The organism is Erwinia phyllosphaerae, assembly GCF_019132875.1.
GTDB lineage: Bacteria > Pseudomonadota > Gammaproteobacteria > Enterobacterales > Enterobacteriaceae > Erwinia > Erwinia phyllosphaerae.
This window is the reverse complement of sequence record NZ_JAHSPF010000010.1, coordinates 1-15,710: the sequence shown is the minus strand read 5'-3', so window position 1 is coordinate 15,710 and position 15,710 is coordinate 1. Positions and strand designations below refer to the sequence as shown.

Sequence of the window (15,710 nt, the reverse complement as noted above, 5' to 3'; positions counted from 1 at the left end):
GATGCGTTTAAATACTCTGTCTCCGGCCGACGGGTCTAAACACGCTTCCAAGCGTCTGGGTCGTGGTATCGGTTCTGGCCTCGGTAAAACCGGTGGTCGTGGTCACAAAGGTCAGAACTCTCGTTCTGGCGGTGGCGTACGTCGCGGGTTCGAAGGTGGCCAGATGCCTCTGTACCGTCGTCTGCCGAAATTCGGTTTCACCTCTCGCAAATCAATGGTTACGACAGAAGTTCGTCTGTCTGACCTGGCGAAAGTTGAAGGCGGGATCGTCGACCTGAACACGCTGAAAGCAGCCAACATTATCGGTATTCAGATTGAATTCGCTAAGGTTATCCTGTCTGGCGAAGTCTCTGCACCGGTAACGGTTCGCGGTCTGCGTGTCACTAAAGGCGCTCGTGCTGCAATCGAAGCTGCTGGCGGTAAAATTGAGGAATAAGTAGCAGATGGCTAAGCAACCGGGATTAGATTTTCAAAGTGCCAAAGGTGGTTTTGGCGAACTAAAACGCAGACTTCTGTTTGTGATTGGTGCGCTGATTGTTTTCCGCATTGGCTCTTTTATTCCAATCCCTGGTATCGATGCCACTGTACTTGCCAAACTGCTTGAGCAACAGCGTGGCACCATCATTGAAATGTTTAACATGTTCTCTGGTGGTGCTCTGAGCCGTGCTTCTATCTTTGCCCTGGGTATTATGCCGTATATTTCGGCCTCTATTATTATCCAGCTGCTGACCGTGGTTCATCCCGCGCTGGCAGAAATAAAGAAAGAAGGGGAGGCTGGCCGTCGTAAGATTAGCCAGTACACCCGCTACGGCACACTGGTACTGGGTATATTTCAGTCTATCGGTATTGCTACCGGTCTGCCGAATATGCCTGGAATGCAGGGCCTGGTGTTAAATCCAGGCTTTGCCTTCTACTTTACCGCTGTTGTAAGCCTGGTGACCGGGACAATGTTCCTGATGTGGCTGGGCGAACAGATTACTGAGCGAGGTATCGGCAACGGTATCTCTATCATAATCTTCGCTGGTATCGTTGCGGGATTACCGCCGGCCATTGGCCATACCATCGAGCAAGCGCGGCAAGGCGACCTGCACTTCCTCCTGTTACTGTTGGTTGCAGTTCTTGTATTTGCAGTGACCTTCTTCGTTGTTTTCGTTGAGCGTGGTCAACGCCGCATTGTGGTGAACTATGCGAAACGTCAGCAAGGCCGTCGTGTCTATGCTGCGCAGAGCACACATTTACCGTTGAAAGTGAACATGGCAGGGGTTATCCCGGCAATCTTTGCTTCCAGCATTATTTTGTTCCCGGCGACCATCGCGTCATGGTTCGGGGGCGGTACCGGTTGGAACTGGCTGACGACTATTTCAATGTATTTGCAGCCTGGTCAACCGCTTTATGTGCTACTCTATGCGACTGCAATCATCTTCTTCTGTTTCTTCTATACGGCGTTGGTTTTCAACCCGCGTGAAACAGCAGATAACCTGAAGAAGTCTGGTGCATTTGTACCAGGAATTCGTCCGGGAGAACAGACGGCGAAGTATATTGATAAAGTAATGACACGCCTCACTCTGGTGGGTGCGCTCTACATTACTTTCATCTGCCTAATCCCGGAGTTCATGCGTGATGCAATGAAAGTTCCATTCTACTTCGGCGGTACCTCACTGCTGATCGTAGTTGTTGTCATCATGGACTTTATGGCTCAAGTGCAAACTCTGATGATGTCCAGTCAGTATGAGTCTGCATTGAAGAAAGCAAACCTGAAAGGCTACGGCCGTTAATTCAGGCGCTTGAGAAGTTACGGAGAGTAAAAATGAAAGTTCGTGCTTCCGTCAAGAAATTATGTCGTAACTGCAAAATCATCCGTCGTGATGGTGTCGTACGTGTGATTTGCAGCGCCGAGCCTAAGCATAAACAGCGTCAGGGCTAATATTTTTCTTGCAAAGTCGGGTTGAGCTGGCTAGATTAGCCAGCCAATCTTTTGTATGTCTATGCGTTTTCCATTTGAGTATCCTGAAAACGGGCTTTTCAGCATGGGGCGCATATTTGAATAGTAGGAGTGCATAGTGGCCCGTATAGCAGGCATTAACATTCCTGATCATAAACATACCGTTATCGCCTTAACCGCGATTTTCGGCATCGGCAAGACCCGCTCACAGGCTATCTGTGCATCAACGGGAATCGCTGAAAATGTTAAGATCAGTGAGCTGTCTGAAGAACAAATCGACATTCTGCGTGACGCAGTTGCAAAGTTTGTTGTTGAAGGCGATCTGCGTCGTGAAGTCACCCTGAGCATCAAGCGTCTGATGGACCTTGGTTGCTATCGTGGTTTACGTCATCGTCGTGGTCTTCCAGTACGCGGTCAGCGTACCAAGACCAACGCACGTACCCGCAAGGGTCCGCGTAAACCGATCAAGAAATAATCGGGGTGATTGAATAATGGCAAAGGCACCAGTTCGTGCACGCAAGCGTGTAAGAAAGCAAGTCTCTGATGGCGTGGCTCATGTCCATGCATCTTTCAACAACACCATCGTGACCATTACCGATCGTCAGGGTAACGCGCTGGGTTGGGCAACAGCCGGTGGTTCCGGTTTCCGTGGTTCTCGTAAATCTACGCCGTTCGCTGCACAGGTTGCCGCAGAACGTTGCGCAGACGCCGTGAAAGAGTACGGTATTAAGAACCTGGAAGTTATGGTTAAGGGTCCTGGTCCGGGCCGCGAATCAACGATTCGTGCTCTGAACGCTGCTGGTTTCCGCATCACTAATATTACTGATGTGACTCCGATCCCTCACAACGGTTGTCGTCCGCCGAAAAAACGCCGCGTATAACGCCCGTTTTTTAGGAATGTTGGAGAAAGAAAATGGCAAGATATTTGGGTCCTAAGCTCAAGCTGAGCCGTCGCGAAGGTACAGACCTCTTCCTGAAGTCTGGCGTTCGCGCGATTGATACCAAGTGTAAGATTGAACAAGCCCCTGGCCAGCACGGTGCGCGTAAACCGCGTCTGTCTGACTATGGCGTACAGTTACGTGAAAAGCAAAAAGTTCGTCGTATCTACGGCATTCTGGAGCGTCAGTTCCGTAACTATTATAAAGAAGCAGCACGTCTGAAAGGCAACACCGGTGAAAACCTGTTAGCTCTGCTGGAAGGTCGTCTGGATAACGTAGTTTATCGTATGGGCTTTGGTGCCACTCGTGCAGAAGCACGTCAGCTGGTTAGCCACAAATCCATCATGGTAAATGGTCGCGTTGTTAGCATCGCTTCTTATCAGGTAACTCCGAATGACGTTGTTAGCATCCGTGAGAAAGCCAAAAAGCAGTCTCGCGTGAAAGCCGCTCTGGAGCTGGCTGAGCAGCGTGAAAAGCCAACCTGGCTGGAAGTTGATGCAACTAAGATGGAAGGTGTGTTCAAGCGTATTCCTGAACGTACCGATCTGTCTGCGGACATTAACGAACACCTGATCGTCGAGCTTTACTCCAAGTAAAGCTTAGTACCAAAGAGAGGACACAATGCAGGGTTCTGTGACAGAGTTTCTAAAACCGCGCCTGGTAGATATCGAGCAAGTGAGTTCGACGCACGCCAAGGTGACCCTTGAGCCTTTAGAGCGTGGCTTTGGCCATACTCTTGGTAACGCACTGCGCCGTATTCTGCTTTCATCAATGCCGGGTTGCGCGGTGACCGAGGTTGAAATTGATGGTGTACTGCACGAGTACAGCACCAAAGAGGGCGTACAGGAAGATATCCTGGAAATCCTGCTCAACCTGAAAGGGCTGGCGGTAAGAGTTCAGGGGAAAGATGAAGTTATTCTCACTCTGAATAAATCTGGCATTGGCCCTGTGACTGCAGCCGATATCACCCATGATGGTGATGTCGAAATCGTCAAGCCGCAGCACGTGATCTGCCACCTGACTGATGAGAACGCGGCTATCAGCATGCGTATCAAAGTTCAGCGTGGTCGCGGTTATGTGCCGGCTTCTGCCCGAATTCATTCGGAAGAAGATGAGCGCCCGATCGGTCGTCTGTTAGTCGACGCTTGCTACAGCCCTGTAGAACGTATTGCCTACAATGTTGAAGCAGCGCGTGTTGAACAGCGTACTGACCTGGACAAGCTGGTCATCGAAATGGAAACCAACGGCACAATCGATCCTGAAGAGGCGATTCGTCGTGCGGCAACCATTCTGGCTGAACAACTGGAAGCTTTCGTTGACTTACGTGATGTACGTCAGCCGGAAGTGAAAGAAGAGAAACCAGAATTCGATCCGATCCTGCTGCGCCCTGTTGACGATCTGGAATTGACTGTCCGCTCTGCTAACTGCCTTAAGGCAGAAGCTATCCACTACATCGGTGATCTGGTACAGCGTACCGAGGTTGAGCTGCTTAAAACGCCTAACCTTGGTAAAAAATCTCTTACCGAGATTAAAGACGTGCTGGCTTCTCGTGGTCTGTCTCTGGGCATGCGCCTGGAAAACTGGCCGCCCGCTAGCATCGCTGATGAATAACCCGATCACAGGTTAAGGTTTCACTGAGAAGGATAAGGTCATGCGCCATCGTAAGAGTGGTCGTCAACTGAACCGCAACAGCAGCCATCGCCAGGCTATGTTCCGCAACATGGCAGGCTCTTTGGTTCGTCATGAAATCATCAAGACGACCCTGCCAAAAGCGAAAGAGCTGCGTCGTGTAGTTGAACCGCTGATTACTCTTGCCAAGACCGACAACGTAGCTAATCGTCGTCTGGCATTCGCCCGCACTCGTGATAACGAGATCGTGGCAAAACTGTTTAACGAGCTGGGCCCGCGTTTCGCGAGCCGTGCCGGTGGATACACTCGTATTCTGAAGTGTGGCTTCCGCGCTGGTGACAACGCTCCGATGGCTTACATCGAGCTGGTTGATCGTCCAGAAGCTCAAGCAGAAGCAGCAGAGTAATATCTGCCGCAATCTGGAAAAACCGGGCGTATGCCCGGTTTTTTTATGCCTGTTATTTCCCCATCCTCCCGCCACGCGTTATGCTTTCCCTTTTCCACTCATTCGTGAGGTGACCATGTGGTTAATTGACCAACTGGTAGAGCAGCACATTACTGAAGCACAAAAAAACGGCGAGTTTGATAACCTGCCCGGTAACGGCAAAAAGCTGCAGCTTGATGACGACAGCCATGTGCCAGCCGAACTGCGTGCGGCCTACAGGCTGTTAAAAAACTCGGGCTATCTGCCACCAGAACTGGAAATGCGTCGGGAAGCCATTGAGCTAAATGAATTGCTGGCTGGCCTGGAGCCAGAAGACGCCACCCGCGATCACTATGCCAGGCGGCTTGCACTTCTGGAAAGTAAACTTCGACAGGCGGGAATGGATACCGGTTTTCTTAGAAAGGAATATGGTGAGCGTTTACAGCAGCGGCTATTTGGAGATAAATAATGTACAAAATTGGTCAGCTTGCGAAGCTTGCGGAGGTAACGCCAGATACCATTCGCTACTACGAAAAGCAGCAGATGATGGAGCACGAGATCCGCACCGAAGGCGGCTTTCGGTTATACAGTGAAAACGATCTTCAGCGTCTACGGTTTATCCGCTATGGCAGGCAGCTTGGCTTTACGCTGGAAGCGATCCGGGAGCTGCTGTCGATCCGCGTTGATCCTGAACATCATACCTGTCAGGAATCTAAAACTATCGTACAAAGCAGACTTTCAGAAGTTGAAACAATGATCGCAGAGTTACAGCGCATGCAGCGCTCGCTAAAAAGGCTCAACGATGCCTGCTGCGGCACGGCTCACAGCAGCGTTTATTGCTCTATTCTTGAAGCACTGGAAAAAGGCGCTCTGTCCCCGCAGACGGATTGATCTTTACGCATTTCAGGCCTATATTCTTTGCCGAAACCAACATGAGGAAATCGTAATGACCAAGTATCAGCACAAAAAAGGTGTTATCCGCGATAATGCTTTAGAAGCTTTGCTGCACGATCCGCTATTCAAAACGCGAATCGAAGCCAATAAGAAAGGTAAAGGTAGCTATCGACGTAAGGACAAACATGTAGCCCGGGAGGCCAGTGGTAAAGCAGACTTTACCACTGGCTTTCTGCTTTCTGAGGCAGAAAAAAACCGCCAGCTGAGGGCGGTTCCCGGTAAGCGCTATAAAATTAAATCTGACCGTTTTTCTGCTTGAGCAGATCGCGGATTTCGGTCAGCAGCGTCTCTTCTGCGCTGACTTTCGGTGCCGGTTTTTCTACTTCTTTCTTCTTGTGCAGCTTGTTCATCAGCTTGATTGCCAGGAAGATAGCAAATGCCACGATAATAAAATCGAACACGCTTTGCAGGAAGATACCGTACTGCATTACAACGGCAGGCGTATCGCCCGCTGCCGGTTTCAGCACCCAGCTAAACTGTTTAAAATCAATCCCACCAATCAGTAACCCCAGCGGTGGCATAATAATGTTTGCCACCAGAGATGAAACGATCTTACCGAATGCTGCACCGATAATGACACCTACCGCCAGATCGACAACGTTGCCGCGCATAGCAAAATCGCGAAACTCTTTGAATAAACTCATTGTTATCTCCTTTCCTGTGCCAGTTGGTAAGTCTAACAAACGAACCGGCTTTTGCCATGTTCAGGCAGGAGAAAAACGGCCGGATGCAGAAAACTTCGGCGAAAGCGAGCACAGCGTGAGCAGGCGGGTAGCGGGCGGATGAATTCCGCCCCTGAGTCAGAGAAAGAACGGGCTTGGCTGGAACAGGCGTTCAACATCGGAGACAAACTTTTTATCGGTCAGGAACATCACCACATGATCGCCTTGTTCAATTCGCAGATTGTCATTAGCTATCATCACGTCATCTCCACGTACAACCGCCCCAATAATAGTTCCCGGCGGCAGCTTGATGTCGTTGATCGATCTGCCGACAACGCGCGAGGTGGTTTCATCGCCATGTGCGATGGCTTCAATTGCCTCGGCAACACCCCGGCGTAAAGAGGAAACCCCCACGATGTCAGCTTTTCGTACATGGCTTAACAGTGCAGAAATGGTGGCCTGCTGCGGTGAAATAGCAATATCGATCACGCTGCCCTGAACAAGATCGACATAGGCTTTACGCTGGATCAGCACCATCGCTTTTTTGGCACCCATCCTTTTGGCCAGCATCGCCGACATGATATTCGCTTCATCGTCGTTAGTGATGGCAATAAAAAGATCGATTTGATCGATGTGCTCTTCTGCAAGCAGCTCCTGATCGGACGCGTCGCCATAAAAAACAATCGTATTTTGCAAAAGCTCGGCCAGCTCTGCAGCGCGTTGCTGATTACGTTCAATCAATTTCACGCTGTAGTTTTTTTCCAGCTGCTGCGCCAGGCCAAAACCAATATTGCCGCCGCCTACAATCATAATGCGCTTGTAAGGCTTTTCCAGACGCTGATATTCGCTCATTACCGCCCGAATATGTTGACTGGCAGCAATAAAGAAGACTTCGTCACCTGCTTCAACAATGGTCGAGCCTTGCGGACGGATAGGGCGATCCTGGCGGAAGATAGCGGCTACGCGCGTATCGATATGCGGCATATGTTCACGCATAACGGCTAAAGGATTACCCACCAGCGGCCCGCCGTAATAGGCTTTTACCACGGCCAGACTCACTTTACCTTCGGCAAAATTCACCACCTGCAACGCACCCGGGTACTCAATTAAGCGGTAAATATTGTCGATAACCAGCTGCTCGGGCGAGATCAGATGATCGATCGGGACGGCTTCCGGAATAAACAGTTTTTCCGCATCGCGCAGATAATCCGGCGCGCGGATACGAGCAATCCGGTTAGGCGTATTAAACAGGGAATAGGCAACCTGACAGGCAACCATGTTCGTTTCATCTGAACTGGTTACCGCCACCAGCATATCTGCATCTTCCGCGCCTGCTTCTCGCAACACTCGTGGATGGGAACCATGCCCCTGCACAACGCGTAGATCGTATTTATCCTGAAGCTGACGCAGGCGGCCGGAATCCGTATCCACCACGGTAATATCGTTGTTTTCACCTACCAGGTTTTCAGCGAGCGTTCCGCCAACCTGTCCGGCACCAAGAATGATAATTTTCATTATGCTTCAGTCTATTCAGAAGGAAATAATGAGGCCGGACAAGCCGGCCACGGCGTTATTTTTTTACCAGTTTCGCATAGTAAAATCCGTCGCCGTCCAGGGCGTCAGGAAATACCTGTAGTCCGGGCGTTTTGCCGTCACCGATGCTGCACAGTACCGCATCATCATGGCGCGTCAGGAATGCCGTTATTTGCTGATGGTTTTCTTCCGGCAGCACCGAACAGGTAGCATACAAAAGCGTACCGCCAGACTTAAGGTAAGGCCAGATCGCATCCAGAATCTGCTGCTGAACAGCAACCAGTTCCGGGATATCCTGATCGCGGCGTAGCCATTTGATGTCCGGATGACGACGAATAACGCCGGTTGCCGAACAAGGTGCGTCCAGTAAAATGCGGTCAAACTGCCTGTTCGCGCACCATTTTTCCGGCGTCGTGCCATCGCCCGTTTTGACTTCGGCCGTCATATTCAGACGTTGCAGGTTTTCACTAACCCTGGCCAGACGCTTAGCGTCAACATCAACGGCCATGACCTGCGCTTGCGGAGCGGCTTCCAGGATATGCGTGGTTTTTCCTCCGGGCGCGGCGCAAAGATCCAGAATCGTTTCGCCGTTTTGTGGGTCAAGCAGAGCAACGCAACCCTGAGCCGAGGCATCCTGCACGGTTACCCAGCCTTGTTCGAAGCCGGGTAGCTGCGAGACGGCGCAAGGCGCTTCAAGGCGCAAAGCGTCCGCGTGACGTGGGTGAGGTTCGGCATTCTTGCCGGCTTCCTGCAATAGCGCCAGCCAGGCTGCGCGGCTGTGGTACTGGCGATTAACGCGTAGCCACATCGGTGGACGCTGATTATTGGCTTCTGTAATTTGTTGCCAGTTCTCAGGCCAGGCGCGCTTTAATCTTTCCAGCAGCCACTTTGGATGCAGATACTGCTGGTCGCCTTTGCCCATTGCAGCGGTTAGCTCATCCTGTCTACGCTGGAACTGACGCAATACGCCATTGATCAGGCCTTTTAGCTGCGGTCGCTTAAGAGCGATGGCGCCTTCAACGGTTTCGGCCAGCGCGGCATGCGCCGGGATGCGGGTGAACAGCAGCTGATAAAGACCAACCATGATCAAAAAATGGATAGCGCGCTGCTTGCCTGTCATTGGGCGTTCCATCAGCTGACCGATAACCCATTCCAGCTGCGGTAGCGTACGGAGAACACCGTAACAAAGTTCCTGTAGCAGCGCGGCATCTTTGTCGCTCAGTGATTTCTGGGCGGCGGGCAGTACATTGCTCAGCGACTCTCCCTGTTCGACTACTTTTACAATAGTCTCGGCAGCCAGGCTGCGCAGATTGGTATTTTTTTTCATAGGATCGCTTTAAACTGCACCCGGCACGAAACCGGGTGAAAAATCAGGCAAGGATGTTGCCGACGGTGAACCATTCACGGCGGGAGTTCAGCAGATCCTGGGCTTTCATGGCTTTTTTACCGGCAGGCTGCAGCTCTTCAATATTTAAAACGCCGTCCGTGGTGGCAATCTGAATGCCGTTTTTGTCAGCCTGAATGATTTCGCCAGGTTGCTTCGCGACATGAGGCAGCACGGAGGCTTTCCAGACTTTTACCGGCTGATCTTCAACGGTAAAGTAGCTGACCGGCCAGGGATTGAAAGCGCGAATACAGCGCTCAAGCTGGGCGGCGGAGAGTGACCAGTCCAGCTTCGCCTCTTCCTTACTCAATTTTTCCGCATAGCTGACCAGCGTCTCGTCCTGCACTTCAGGATTTGCCGTGCCGTTTGCCAGCTGCTCAAGCGTATCCAGCATGCCTTGCGGGCCAAGTTCAGCAAGCTTCTGGTAAAGGCTGGCGCTGGTATCGGAAGCGTCGATAGGGCAGGCTAGCTTATGCAGCATATCGCCGGTATCCAGCCCTGGATCCATCTGCATGATGGTTACGCCTGTTTGTGTGTCGCCCGCCCACAATGAACGTTGAATAGGCGCGGCACCACGCCATTTCGGCAGCAGCGAACCATGCACATTGATACAGCCCAGACGCGGCATAGCCAGCACCGCCGCAGGCAGGATCAGACCGTAGGCCACCACGACCATCACATCGGCATGCAGTTGGGCAACCAGCTGCTGGTTTTCTTCCGGACGAAGAGATTTAGGCTGGAATACGGGAATATTATGCTGTTCAGCCAGCTGCTTAACCGGGCTGGCAGTGAGCTTGTTGCCACGTCCGGCAGGACGATCGGGCTGGGTAAAAACGGCGACGACTTTGTGGCTGGACGACAATAGCGCGTCAAGGTGACGCGCTGCAAAGTCAGGCGTGCCGGCAAAGATAATATTTAAAGAGTCGGACACGGGGTTCCCTTCTTCAGATGGTCATCAATCCTGCGAGGTCTGGCGGTAAAGTTTTTCCAGCTTTTTACGAATACGATCGCGCTTCAGCGGCGAAAGGTAATCGATAAAAAGCTTGCCGACCAGGTGATCCATTTCATGCTGGATACAGATAGCCAGCAGGCCGTCAGCTTCCAGCTCGTAACTTTTACCTTCTCTGTCCAGCGCGCGGATTTTCACTTTTTCAGCACGCGGCACCAGCGCCCGCTGTTCCGGGATAGAGAGACAACCTTCTTCAATACCCGTATCGCCGCTTTTCTCTAACAGCTCCGGGTTGATCAGCACCAGGCGTTCGTCACGATTTTCAGAAACGTCGATAACGATAATACGCTGATGAATATCAACTTGCGTGGCTGCCAGACCGATACCTTCTTCGGCGTACATCGTTTCGAACATATCGTCCACGATACGCTGAATATCGGCATTCACTTCTGCAACGGGTTTAGCGACGATGCGAAGGCGATCGTCGGGATAATGTAATACCTGCAAAACGGACATAACTTTCCAGATTTGTGTTCAAGGGATAAGAGATTTATCCCTCTTATTGTAGACATTTCGCCTCATGATTGACAGCATTCCCGCTACGTTAACCAAAGGGCTAAGCAAGGATTGCATTATGACGTCAACGGAGATTTGGCTGCGTCTGTCGGGGGTTAAAAAATTATCTGTCGACCGCTGTTCGCAGTTAGCGACTACGCTGCATAAAACGGAAAAAACAGAAAAAGAGCAGCTGTATAAGGCAGGGCTTGATTCGGAGCAGGTCAGCGCTTTTCTGGAGACGGATAAGATTCTTATCGATCGGACTGTCGCCTGGCTGGCTCATCCAGACCATCATCTTATAACCTGCGACAGCGCCTTTTATCCTTCATTGCTAAAAAACATTAGCGATGCTCCCTTACTGCTTTACGTCATGGGCGATCCCGCTTTGCTTGCGATGCCGCAGATTGCCATTGTCGGCAGCCGTAACTGCTCGGCCTACGGCAGAAACTGGGGAACCTGTTTCGCACAGGCGCTGGCGTTAAGCGGGATCGCTATCACCAGTGGCCTGGCGCTGGGCATAGATGGTATTGCCCATCGAGCCGCGTTAGAAGTAAAAGGCCGAACGCTGGCAGTGCTGGGCAGCGGCCTGCAAAAAATATATCCACGACAACACGCCTCGCTGGCAAAAGAAATTGTCGCTGCGGGTGGTGCTGTCATCTCTGAGTTTCCTCTTACCGCCGCGCCGCTTCCCTGGCATTTTCCTTACCGTAACCGGATTATTAGCGGATTAAGCCTGGGTGTGCTGGTGGTTGAGGCGGCGATGCAAAGCGGATCGCTGGTGACGGCTCGACTGGCGCTGGAGCAAAACCGCGATGTCTATGCCGTACCCGGCGCGGTGGGTAATCCCGGCAGTGAAGGTACGAACTGGTTGATTCAACAGGGCGCTTTGCTCACCGCCCACCCCAATACGATTCTGGAGCAGTTGCAAAGTGAACTGAAATGGCTGCCCGCTGTACAAAATTCATCAACATATTCTTCTGTACAGGACAATAGTTCATTGCCATTTGCCGATGTGTTGGCTAACGTAGGAGATGAGGTTACACCTGTTGACGTCGTCGCTGAACGTGCCTGCCAACCTGTGCCAGTCATCGTAGCTAAGCTGCTTGAACTGGAGTTAGCAGGTTGGATTTCAGCTGTACCCGGCGGCTATGTCCGATTGAGGAGGGCAAGCCATGTTCGACGTACTGATGTATTTATTTGAGACGTATATCCATAGCGAAGCCGAAATGCGCGTCGATCAGGATAAATTGACGGATGATTTAACCGATGCCGGTTTTCATCGTGAAGACATTTATAATGCGTTGAACTGGCTGGAAAAGCTGGCGGACTATCAGGATGGCCTGGCCGCGCCGTTTTTACTGGCGGCCGATCCGCTCTCAATGCGGATCTATACGGAAGAAGAAAGCCAGCGGTTAGACGCTAACTGTCGCGGCTTTATTCTGTTTCTGGAACAAATTCAGGTGCTGAATCTGGAAACCCGTGAAATGGTGATTGAACGTATCATGGCGCTGGATACGCTTGATTTCGATCTTGAAGATCTCAAATGGGTGGTGCTGATGGTGCTGTTTAATATTCCCGGATGTGAAAACGCCTATCAGCAGATGGAAGAGCTACTTTTCGACGTCAATGAAGGAATAGTGCACTGAAGATCCTCTTCGTGTCGTAAATGTTATGAATAAAACAGCGCTTTTCGCTGTGCGAAAAAATGAACCCTGCCCACAGTGTGGGGCAGATCTGGTTATCCGCTCAGGAAAGCATGGTGCGTTCCTGGGCTGTTCCTCTTATCCAGATTGCGACTACATTCGTCCCCTTAAAAACCAATCCGATGGTCATATAGTTAAAATACTGGAAGGGCAGTTTTGTCCTCTTTGCGAAGCGGAACTGGCGCTGCGTCAGGGACGTTACGGGATGTTTATCGCCTGTAGCCGTTATCCTGAATGTGAACATACGGAGCTGATTGATAAACCCGATGAGACCACCGTTGCCTGTCCGCAGTGCCATCAGGGAAAACTGGTGCAGCGGCGTTCCCGCTACGGCAAAACTTTTCACGCCTGCGACCGTTATCCGACCTGCCAGTTTGCGGTAAACTTTACGCCGGTAGAGAGGGAGTGCGAATTCTGCCATTTTCCCCTTTTGATTGAGAAAAAAACCGCGCGCGGCGTCCGGCGTTTTTGCGCCAGTAAAGCCTGTGGCAAGCCAGTAACAGCAGGAAACACCATTGAATAACGATCTTTATGGCTCTTTAAGTGTCTGTCTGACCTCTTTACAGCAAGAGGCCGTTATCGTTTATCCAACCGAAGCGGTATTTGGTTTGGGATGCGATCCTGACAGTGAATCAGCAGTAATGGCACTGCTTACGTTAAAACAGCGCCCGGTAGAGAAAGGGTTGATACTTATTGCATCAGATTATCAGCAGCTGCTGCCCTATATTGATGAAGCGCAGTTGACGGTTGAGCAAAAAGAGAAAATGTTTTCCTGCTGGCCCGGTCCGGTTACCTGGGTAGTGCCGGCGCGGGCTACCACGCCACGCTGGCTGACCGGTCGTTTTACTTCGCTGGCCGTGCGGGTCAGCAATCACCCGGACGTGCAGCAGCTTTGCCAGGCGTTTGGCAAACCACTGGTTTCTACCAGCGCGAATCTGACTGGCTTACCGCCTTGCCGGACGGCAGCGGAAGTTCATCAGCAATTTGGCGCTGACTTTCCCGTTCTGCAGGGCGAAACGGGCGGTCGTACCAATCCGTCTGAAATTCGCGATGCTTTAACCGGTGAATTGATTCGACAGGGATAAATAATGCAGAAGTTCGCGGTTTTTGGTAACCCAATCAATCACAGTAAATCGCCTCGTATTCATCAGCTTTTTGCCGGGCAAACCGATATTGCTCATCCCTATGAGCGTATCTGCGCGCCGGTAGACAGTTTTCCTGAGTCAGTAGCCGGGTTTATGGCTCAGGGCGGTGCTGGCGCAAACGTCACTTTGCCCTTTAAAGAGCAGGCTTATCGGCTGGTGGATGAGCTTAGCGAGCGCGCTGCCCTTGCTGGTGCAGTGAATACTATAAAGAAGCTGGAAGATGGGCGACTGTTGGGCGATAACACGGACGGCATCGGTTTGCTTAGCGACCTGGAAAGGCTGGAACTGGTTAAGCCCGGTGATAGCGTTTTGCTGGTGGGAGCCGGTGGTGCCGCGCGAGGCGTAATCCTGCCTCTGCTTTCTTTAGGCTGCCGGCTGACTATTACTAACCGTACCGTGGATAAAGCTCATACCCTGGCTGAAATTTTTCAGCATGCAGGTGAGATTACCGCGCGGGCAATGGACCAGTTAGCAGACATGCAGTTTGACCTGATTATCAACGCTACCTCCAGCGGCGTGGGTGGTGAAGTCCCGGCGATTCCTCCTTCATTAATCAGCAAGCAAACCTGCTGCTATGACATGTTTTATCAGGTCGGCCCAACACCTTTTCTGCGCTGGTGCCAGCAGTATGGCGCAATACGTATGGCGGATGGGCTGGGGATGTTAGTCGGGCAGGCTGCCTGGTCGTTCTTTTTATGGCATAACGTTTTCCCTGATGTCGCGCCCGTCATCGCCGTATTGCAGGCTGAACTACAGGCATGAATCAGGCGATCCAGTTTCCCGATCGGGAGTGGTGGGATGAGTCGGCAGGCGCCGTGTGCTTTCCGGCTCTGGTTAACGGCTTTCAGATGGTGTGCGCTGTCAGCGGCGAATCGCTGATTAGTCGTTATGGCAGCGACCAAACGGTGCTTGAGTTTTTTCATCAGCACCGTTGGGATTTGGAGGAAGAGGCAGAAGAAGCCATCAAAGCAGAAAGAGAAGATGCTCAGGGGTGGGTTTGGCTTTCCTGAGCAAGATAATCGTCCTTCCAGCCGACGTAATTTTTCGATGAATAGAGCAGGCCACCGATTTCAGCTTCAGTAAGTGGCCGTACCTGCTTTACCGGACTGCCCAAATAGAGATAGCCGCTGGTCAGTCTTTTACCCGGCGGCACCAGGCTACCAGCGCCAATCATCACGTCATCTTCTATTATGGCGCCATCCAGCAATATCGATCCCATCCCTACCAGCACACGGTTACCAATCTGGCAGCCATGTAACATCGCTTTGTGGCCAACGGTAACATCTTCTCCAATAAGTAATGGGTAGCCTTCAGGGTTAACAGACGACTTATGGGTGACGTGCAATACGCTACCGTCCTGGATATTACTGCGTTGGCCAATAATGACCTTGTTAACATCGCCGCGAATGGCGACGAGCGGCCAGATGCTGACATCGTTCCCCAAATGCACATCGCCAACCACCACGCTGGAGCTATCTACCATGACGCGTTTGCCGCATTGCGGAAACGTATCTTTATAAGGGCGTAAATTTGTGGTCATAGGTACCTCTTTCTTTAAAAGGATCGCCACAGCGTAGTGCGACAGGCGGTAAAGGAGCAACAGTGGTGGGGGGAATTAGCGTCATTTATGCACATCTTGTTTAATAATGGCGCGATAAGCGCAAGAAAAGAACGAACGAAAAGAAAGATCGAAAAAAGGCTTGTGCTATGAAAACGGATCCCTATAATGCGCCTCCATCGACACGGAACAACGGCTTACCGGCCGCCGGGTTGAGAGGTTCAGGAAGCTGAACCGCCGGAGAAAAACTTCTGAAAAAGGAGTTGACTCTGAAGGAGGAAAGCGTAAGATACGCCACCTCGCAGTAAGTCGCCAAGGCGCTTACCGCAAC

The 15,710-nt window shown here is 51.5% G+C and carries 23 protein-coding genes; 17 read left to right on the top strand and 6 right to left on the bottom strand.

The window, feature by feature from the left end; all coding sequences use genetic code 11:
- Position 1 precedes the first annotated feature (1 nt).
- From rplO to KUE00_RS16615, 11 genes are all read left to right on the top strand, one after another.
- Positions 2-436, top strand: coding sequence for a 50S ribosomal protein L15 (gene rplO, locus KUE00_RS16665; RefSeq protein WP_125290979.1), 435 nt, complete (start codon positions 2-4; stop codon positions 434-436).
- Between the two features lie 7 nt (positions 437-443).
- Positions 444-1,775, top strand: coding sequence for a preprotein translocase subunit SecY (gene secY, locus KUE00_RS16660; protein ID WP_124233601.1), 1,332 nt, complete (start codon positions 444-446; stop codon positions 1,773-1,775).
- A gap of 32 nt (positions 1,776-1,807) precedes the next feature.
- Complete coding sequence (gene rpmJ / locus KUE00_RS16655; protein ID WP_004160566.1) at positions 1,808-1,924, top strand: 50S ribosomal protein L36; 117 nt, start codon at positions 1,808-1,810, stop codon at positions 1,922-1,924.
- A gap of 136 nt (positions 1,925-2,060) precedes the next feature.
- Entirely contained in the window at positions 2,061-2,417 is a 357-nt protein-coding gene (gene rpsM / locus KUE00_RS16650; RefSeq protein WP_048917626.1) for a 30S ribosomal protein S13, read from the top strand.
- 16 nt (positions 2,418-2,433) lie between these two features.
- Positions 2,434-2,823 carry a 30S ribosomal protein S11 gene (rpsK, locus tag KUE00_RS16645; RefSeq protein ID WP_034899652.1) on the top strand — a complete coding sequence of 130 codons (390 nt, stop codon included), beginning with the start codon at positions 2,434-2,436 and terminating at the stop codon, positions 2,821-2,823.
- Between the two features lie 32 nt (positions 2,824-2,855).
- Entirely contained in the window at positions 2,856-3,476 is a 621-nt protein-coding gene (gene rpsD / locus KUE00_RS16640; RefSeq protein ID WP_246761065.1) for a 30S ribosomal protein S4, read from the top strand.
- 25 nt (positions 3,477-3,501) lie between these two features.
- Positions 3,502-4,491, top strand: a complete 990-nt coding sequence (locus tag KUE00_RS16635; RefSeq protein WP_002919219.1) for a DNA-directed RNA polymerase subunit alpha — start codon at positions 3,502-3,504, stop codon at positions 4,489-4,491.
- Positions 4,492-4,531: 40 nt separating this feature from the next.
- Positions 4,532-4,915, top strand: coding sequence for a 50S ribosomal protein L17 (rplQ, locus tag KUE00_RS16630; protein ID WP_246761064.1), 384 nt, complete (start codon positions 4,532-4,534; stop codon positions 4,913-4,915).
- A 115-nt stretch (positions 4,916-5,030) separates the two neighbouring features.
- Positions 5,031-5,402, top strand: coding sequence for a DnaJ family domain-containing protein (locus KUE00_RS16625; protein ID WP_246761062.1), 372 nt, complete (start codon positions 5,031-5,033; stop codon positions 5,400-5,402).
- Positions 5,402-5,824, top strand: coding sequence for a Zn(2+)-responsive transcriptional regulator (gene zntR / locus KUE00_RS16620; RefSeq protein WP_246761061.1), 423 nt, complete (start codon positions 5,402-5,404; stop codon positions 5,822-5,824). The genes KUE00_RS16625 and zntR overlap by 1 nt, the downstream gene beginning before the upstream one ends.
- A 55-nt stretch (positions 5,825-5,879) precedes the next feature.
- A complete protein-coding gene (locus tag KUE00_RS16615) occupies positions 5,880-6,146 on the top strand; it encodes an alternative ribosome-rescue factor A (RefSeq protein ID WP_246761059.1) in 267 nt (88 codons plus the stop codon).
- Here the strand turns inward: KUE00_RS16615 and mscL are convergent.
- From mscL to def, 5 genes are all read right to left on the bottom strand, one after another.
- Positions 6,121-6,531, bottom strand: coding sequence for a large-conductance mechanosensitive channel protein MscL (gene mscL / locus KUE00_RS16610; RefSeq protein ID WP_246761057.1), 411 nt, complete (start codon positions 6,529-6,531; stop codon positions 6,121-6,123). The two genes, KUE00_RS16615 and mscL, sit on opposite strands and share 26 nt — an antisense overlap.
- Before the next feature lie 156 nt (positions 6,532-6,687).
- Positions 6,688-8,064, bottom strand: a complete 1,377-nt coding sequence (trkA, locus tag KUE00_RS16605) for a Trk system potassium transporter TrkA (RefSeq protein WP_246761055.1) — start codon at positions 8,062-8,064, stop codon at positions 6,688-6,690.
- A 55-nt stretch (positions 8,065-8,119) separates the two neighbouring features.
- Entirely contained in the window at positions 8,120-9,409 is a 1,290-nt protein-coding gene (rsmB, locus tag KUE00_RS16600) for a 16S rRNA (cytosine(967)-C(5))-methyltransferase RsmB (RefSeq protein ID WP_246761053.1), read from the bottom strand.
- Positions 9,410-9,452: 43 nt separating this feature from the next.
- The gene (gene fmt / locus KUE00_RS16595; protein ID WP_246761051.1) at positions 9,453-10,397 is read right to left on the bottom strand and encodes a methionyl-tRNA formyltransferase; all 945 of its coding nucleotides are present in this window, start codon (positions 10,395-10,397) and stop codon (positions 9,453-9,455) included.
- 24 nt (positions 10,398-10,421) lie between these two features.
- A complete protein-coding gene (def, locus tag KUE00_RS16590) occupies positions 10,422-10,931 on the bottom strand; it encodes a peptide deformylase (protein WP_246761049.1) in 510 nt (169 codons plus the stop codon).
- A 118-nt stretch (positions 10,932-11,049) separates the two neighbouring features.
- Between def and dprA the strand changes: the two genes are divergently transcribed.
- The 6 genes from dprA to KUE00_RS16560 are packed head-to-tail and all read left to right on the top strand — an operon-like array spanning position 11,050 to position 14,831.
- Positions 11,050-12,174: a DNA-protecting protein DprA gene (gene dprA / locus KUE00_RS16585; RefSeq protein ID WP_246761047.1), complete on the top strand. Its 1,125-nt coding sequence runs from the start codon at positions 11,050-11,052 to the stop codon at positions 12,172-12,174.
- Positions 12,146-12,619, top strand: a complete 474-nt coding sequence (gene smg, locus KUE00_RS16580; RefSeq protein ID WP_246761045.1) for a DUF494 family protein Smg — start codon at positions 12,146-12,148, stop codon at positions 12,617-12,619. The genes dprA and smg overlap by 29 nt, the downstream gene beginning before the upstream one ends.
- A gap of 25 nt (positions 12,620-12,644) precedes the next feature.
- A complete protein-coding gene (locus tag KUE00_RS16575; RefSeq protein WP_246761043.1) occupies positions 12,645-13,199 on the top strand; it encodes a DNA topoisomerase family protein in 555 nt (184 codons plus the stop codon).
- Entirely contained in the window at positions 13,192-13,761 is a 570-nt protein-coding gene (tsaC, locus tag KUE00_RS16570) for an L-threonylcarbamoyladenylate synthase type 1 TsaC (protein ID WP_246761041.1), read from the top strand. Before KUE00_RS16575 ends, tsaC begins: the two co-directional genes overlap by 8 nt.
- A gap of 3 nt (positions 13,762-13,764) precedes the next feature.
- Positions 13,765-14,583 (top strand): shikimate dehydrogenase, encoded by an 819-nt coding sequence (gene aroE, locus KUE00_RS16565; RefSeq protein ID WP_246761039.1) that lies wholly within the window; start codon positions 13,765-13,767, stop codon positions 14,581-14,583.
- A complete protein-coding gene (locus tag KUE00_RS16560; RefSeq protein ID WP_246761037.1) occupies positions 14,580-14,831 on the top strand; it encodes a DUF1488 family protein in 252 nt (83 codons plus the stop codon). The genes aroE and KUE00_RS16560 overlap by 4 nt, the downstream gene beginning before the upstream one ends.
- Here KUE00_RS16560 and KUE00_RS16555 read toward each other — a convergent pair.
- Positions 14,807-15,361 carry a gamma carbonic anhydrase family protein gene (locus KUE00_RS16555; RefSeq protein WP_246761035.1) on the bottom strand — a complete coding sequence of 185 codons (555 nt, stop codon included), beginning with the start codon at positions 15,359-15,361 and terminating at the stop codon, positions 14,807-14,809. The two genes, KUE00_RS16560 and KUE00_RS16555, sit on opposite strands and share 25 nt — an antisense overlap.
- Positions 15,362-15,710: the final 349 nt, after the last annotated feature.

Bases quoted from the DNA above. Each gene is read 5' to 3' on its own strand.
- rplO (WP_125290979.1), top strand. From the start codon at position 2: ATGCGTTTAAATACTCTGTCTCCGGCCGACGGGTCTAAACACGCTTCC.
- secY (WP_124233601.1), top strand. From the start codon at position 444: ATGGCTAAGCAACCGGGATTAGATTTTCAAAGTGCCAAAGGTGGTTTT.
- rpmJ (WP_004160566.1), top strand. From the start codon at position 1,808: ATGAAAGTTCGTGCTTCCGTCAAGAAATTATGTCGTAACTGCAAAATC.
- rpsK (WP_034899652.1), top strand. From the start codon at position 2,434: ATGGCAAAGGCACCAGTTCGTGCACGCAAGCGTGTAAGAAAGCAAGTC.
- rpsD (WP_246761065.1), top strand. From the start codon at position 2,856: ATGGCAAGATATTTGGGTCCTAAGCTCAAGCTGAGCCGTCGCGAAGGT.
- KUE00_RS16635 (WP_002919219.1), top strand. From the start codon at position 3,502: ATGCAGGGTTCTGTGACAGAGTTTCTAAAACCGCGCCTGGTAGATATC.
- rplQ (WP_246761064.1), top strand. From the start codon at position 4,532: ATGCGCCATCGTAAGAGTGGTCGTCAACTGAACCGCAACAGCAGCCAT.
- KUE00_RS16625 (WP_246761062.1), top strand. From the start codon at position 5,031: ATGTGGTTAATTGACCAACTGGTAGAGCAGCACATTACTGAAGCACAA.
- zntR (WP_246761061.1), top strand. From the start codon at position 5,402: ATGTACAAAATTGGTCAGCTTGCGAAGCTTGCGGAGGTAACGCCAGAT.
- KUE00_RS16615 (WP_246761059.1), top strand. From the start codon at position 5,880: ATGACCAAGTATCAGCACAAAAAAGGTGTTATCCGCGATAATGCTTTA.
- mscL (WP_246761057.1), bottom strand. From the start codon at position 6,531: ATGAGTTTATTCAAAGAGTTTCGCGATTTTGCTATGCGCGGCAACGTT.
- trkA (WP_246761055.1), bottom strand. From the start codon at position 8,064: ATGAAAATTATCATTCTTGGTGCCGGACAGGTTGGCGGAACGCTCGCT.
- rsmB (WP_246761053.1), bottom strand. From the start codon at position 9,409: ATGAAAAAAAATACCAATCTGCGCAGCCTGGCTGCCGAGACTATTGTA.
- def (WP_246761049.1), bottom strand. From the start codon at position 10,931: ATGTCCGTTTTGCAGGTATTACATTATCCCGACGATCGCCTTCGCATC.
- dprA (WP_246761047.1), top strand. From the start codon at position 11,050: ATGACGTCAACGGAGATTTGGCTGCGTCTGTCGGGGGTTAAAAAATTA.
- smg (WP_246761045.1), top strand. From the start codon at position 12,146: ATGTTCGACGTACTGATGTATTTATTTGAGACGTATATCCATAGCGAA.
- KUE00_RS16575 (WP_246761043.1), top strand. From the start codon at position 12,645: ATGAATAAAACAGCGCTTTTCGCTGTGCGAAAAAATGAACCCTGCCCA.
- aroE (WP_246761039.1), top strand. From the start codon at position 13,765: ATGCAGAAGTTCGCGGTTTTTGGTAACCCAATCAATCACAGTAAATCG.
- KUE00_RS16560 (WP_246761037.1), top strand. From the start codon at position 14,580: ATGAATCAGGCGATCCAGTTTCCCGATCGGGAGTGGTGGGATGAGTCG.
- KUE00_RS16555 (WP_246761035.1), bottom strand. From the start codon at position 15,361: ATGACCACAAATTTACGCCCTTATAAAGATACGTTTCCGCAATGCGGC.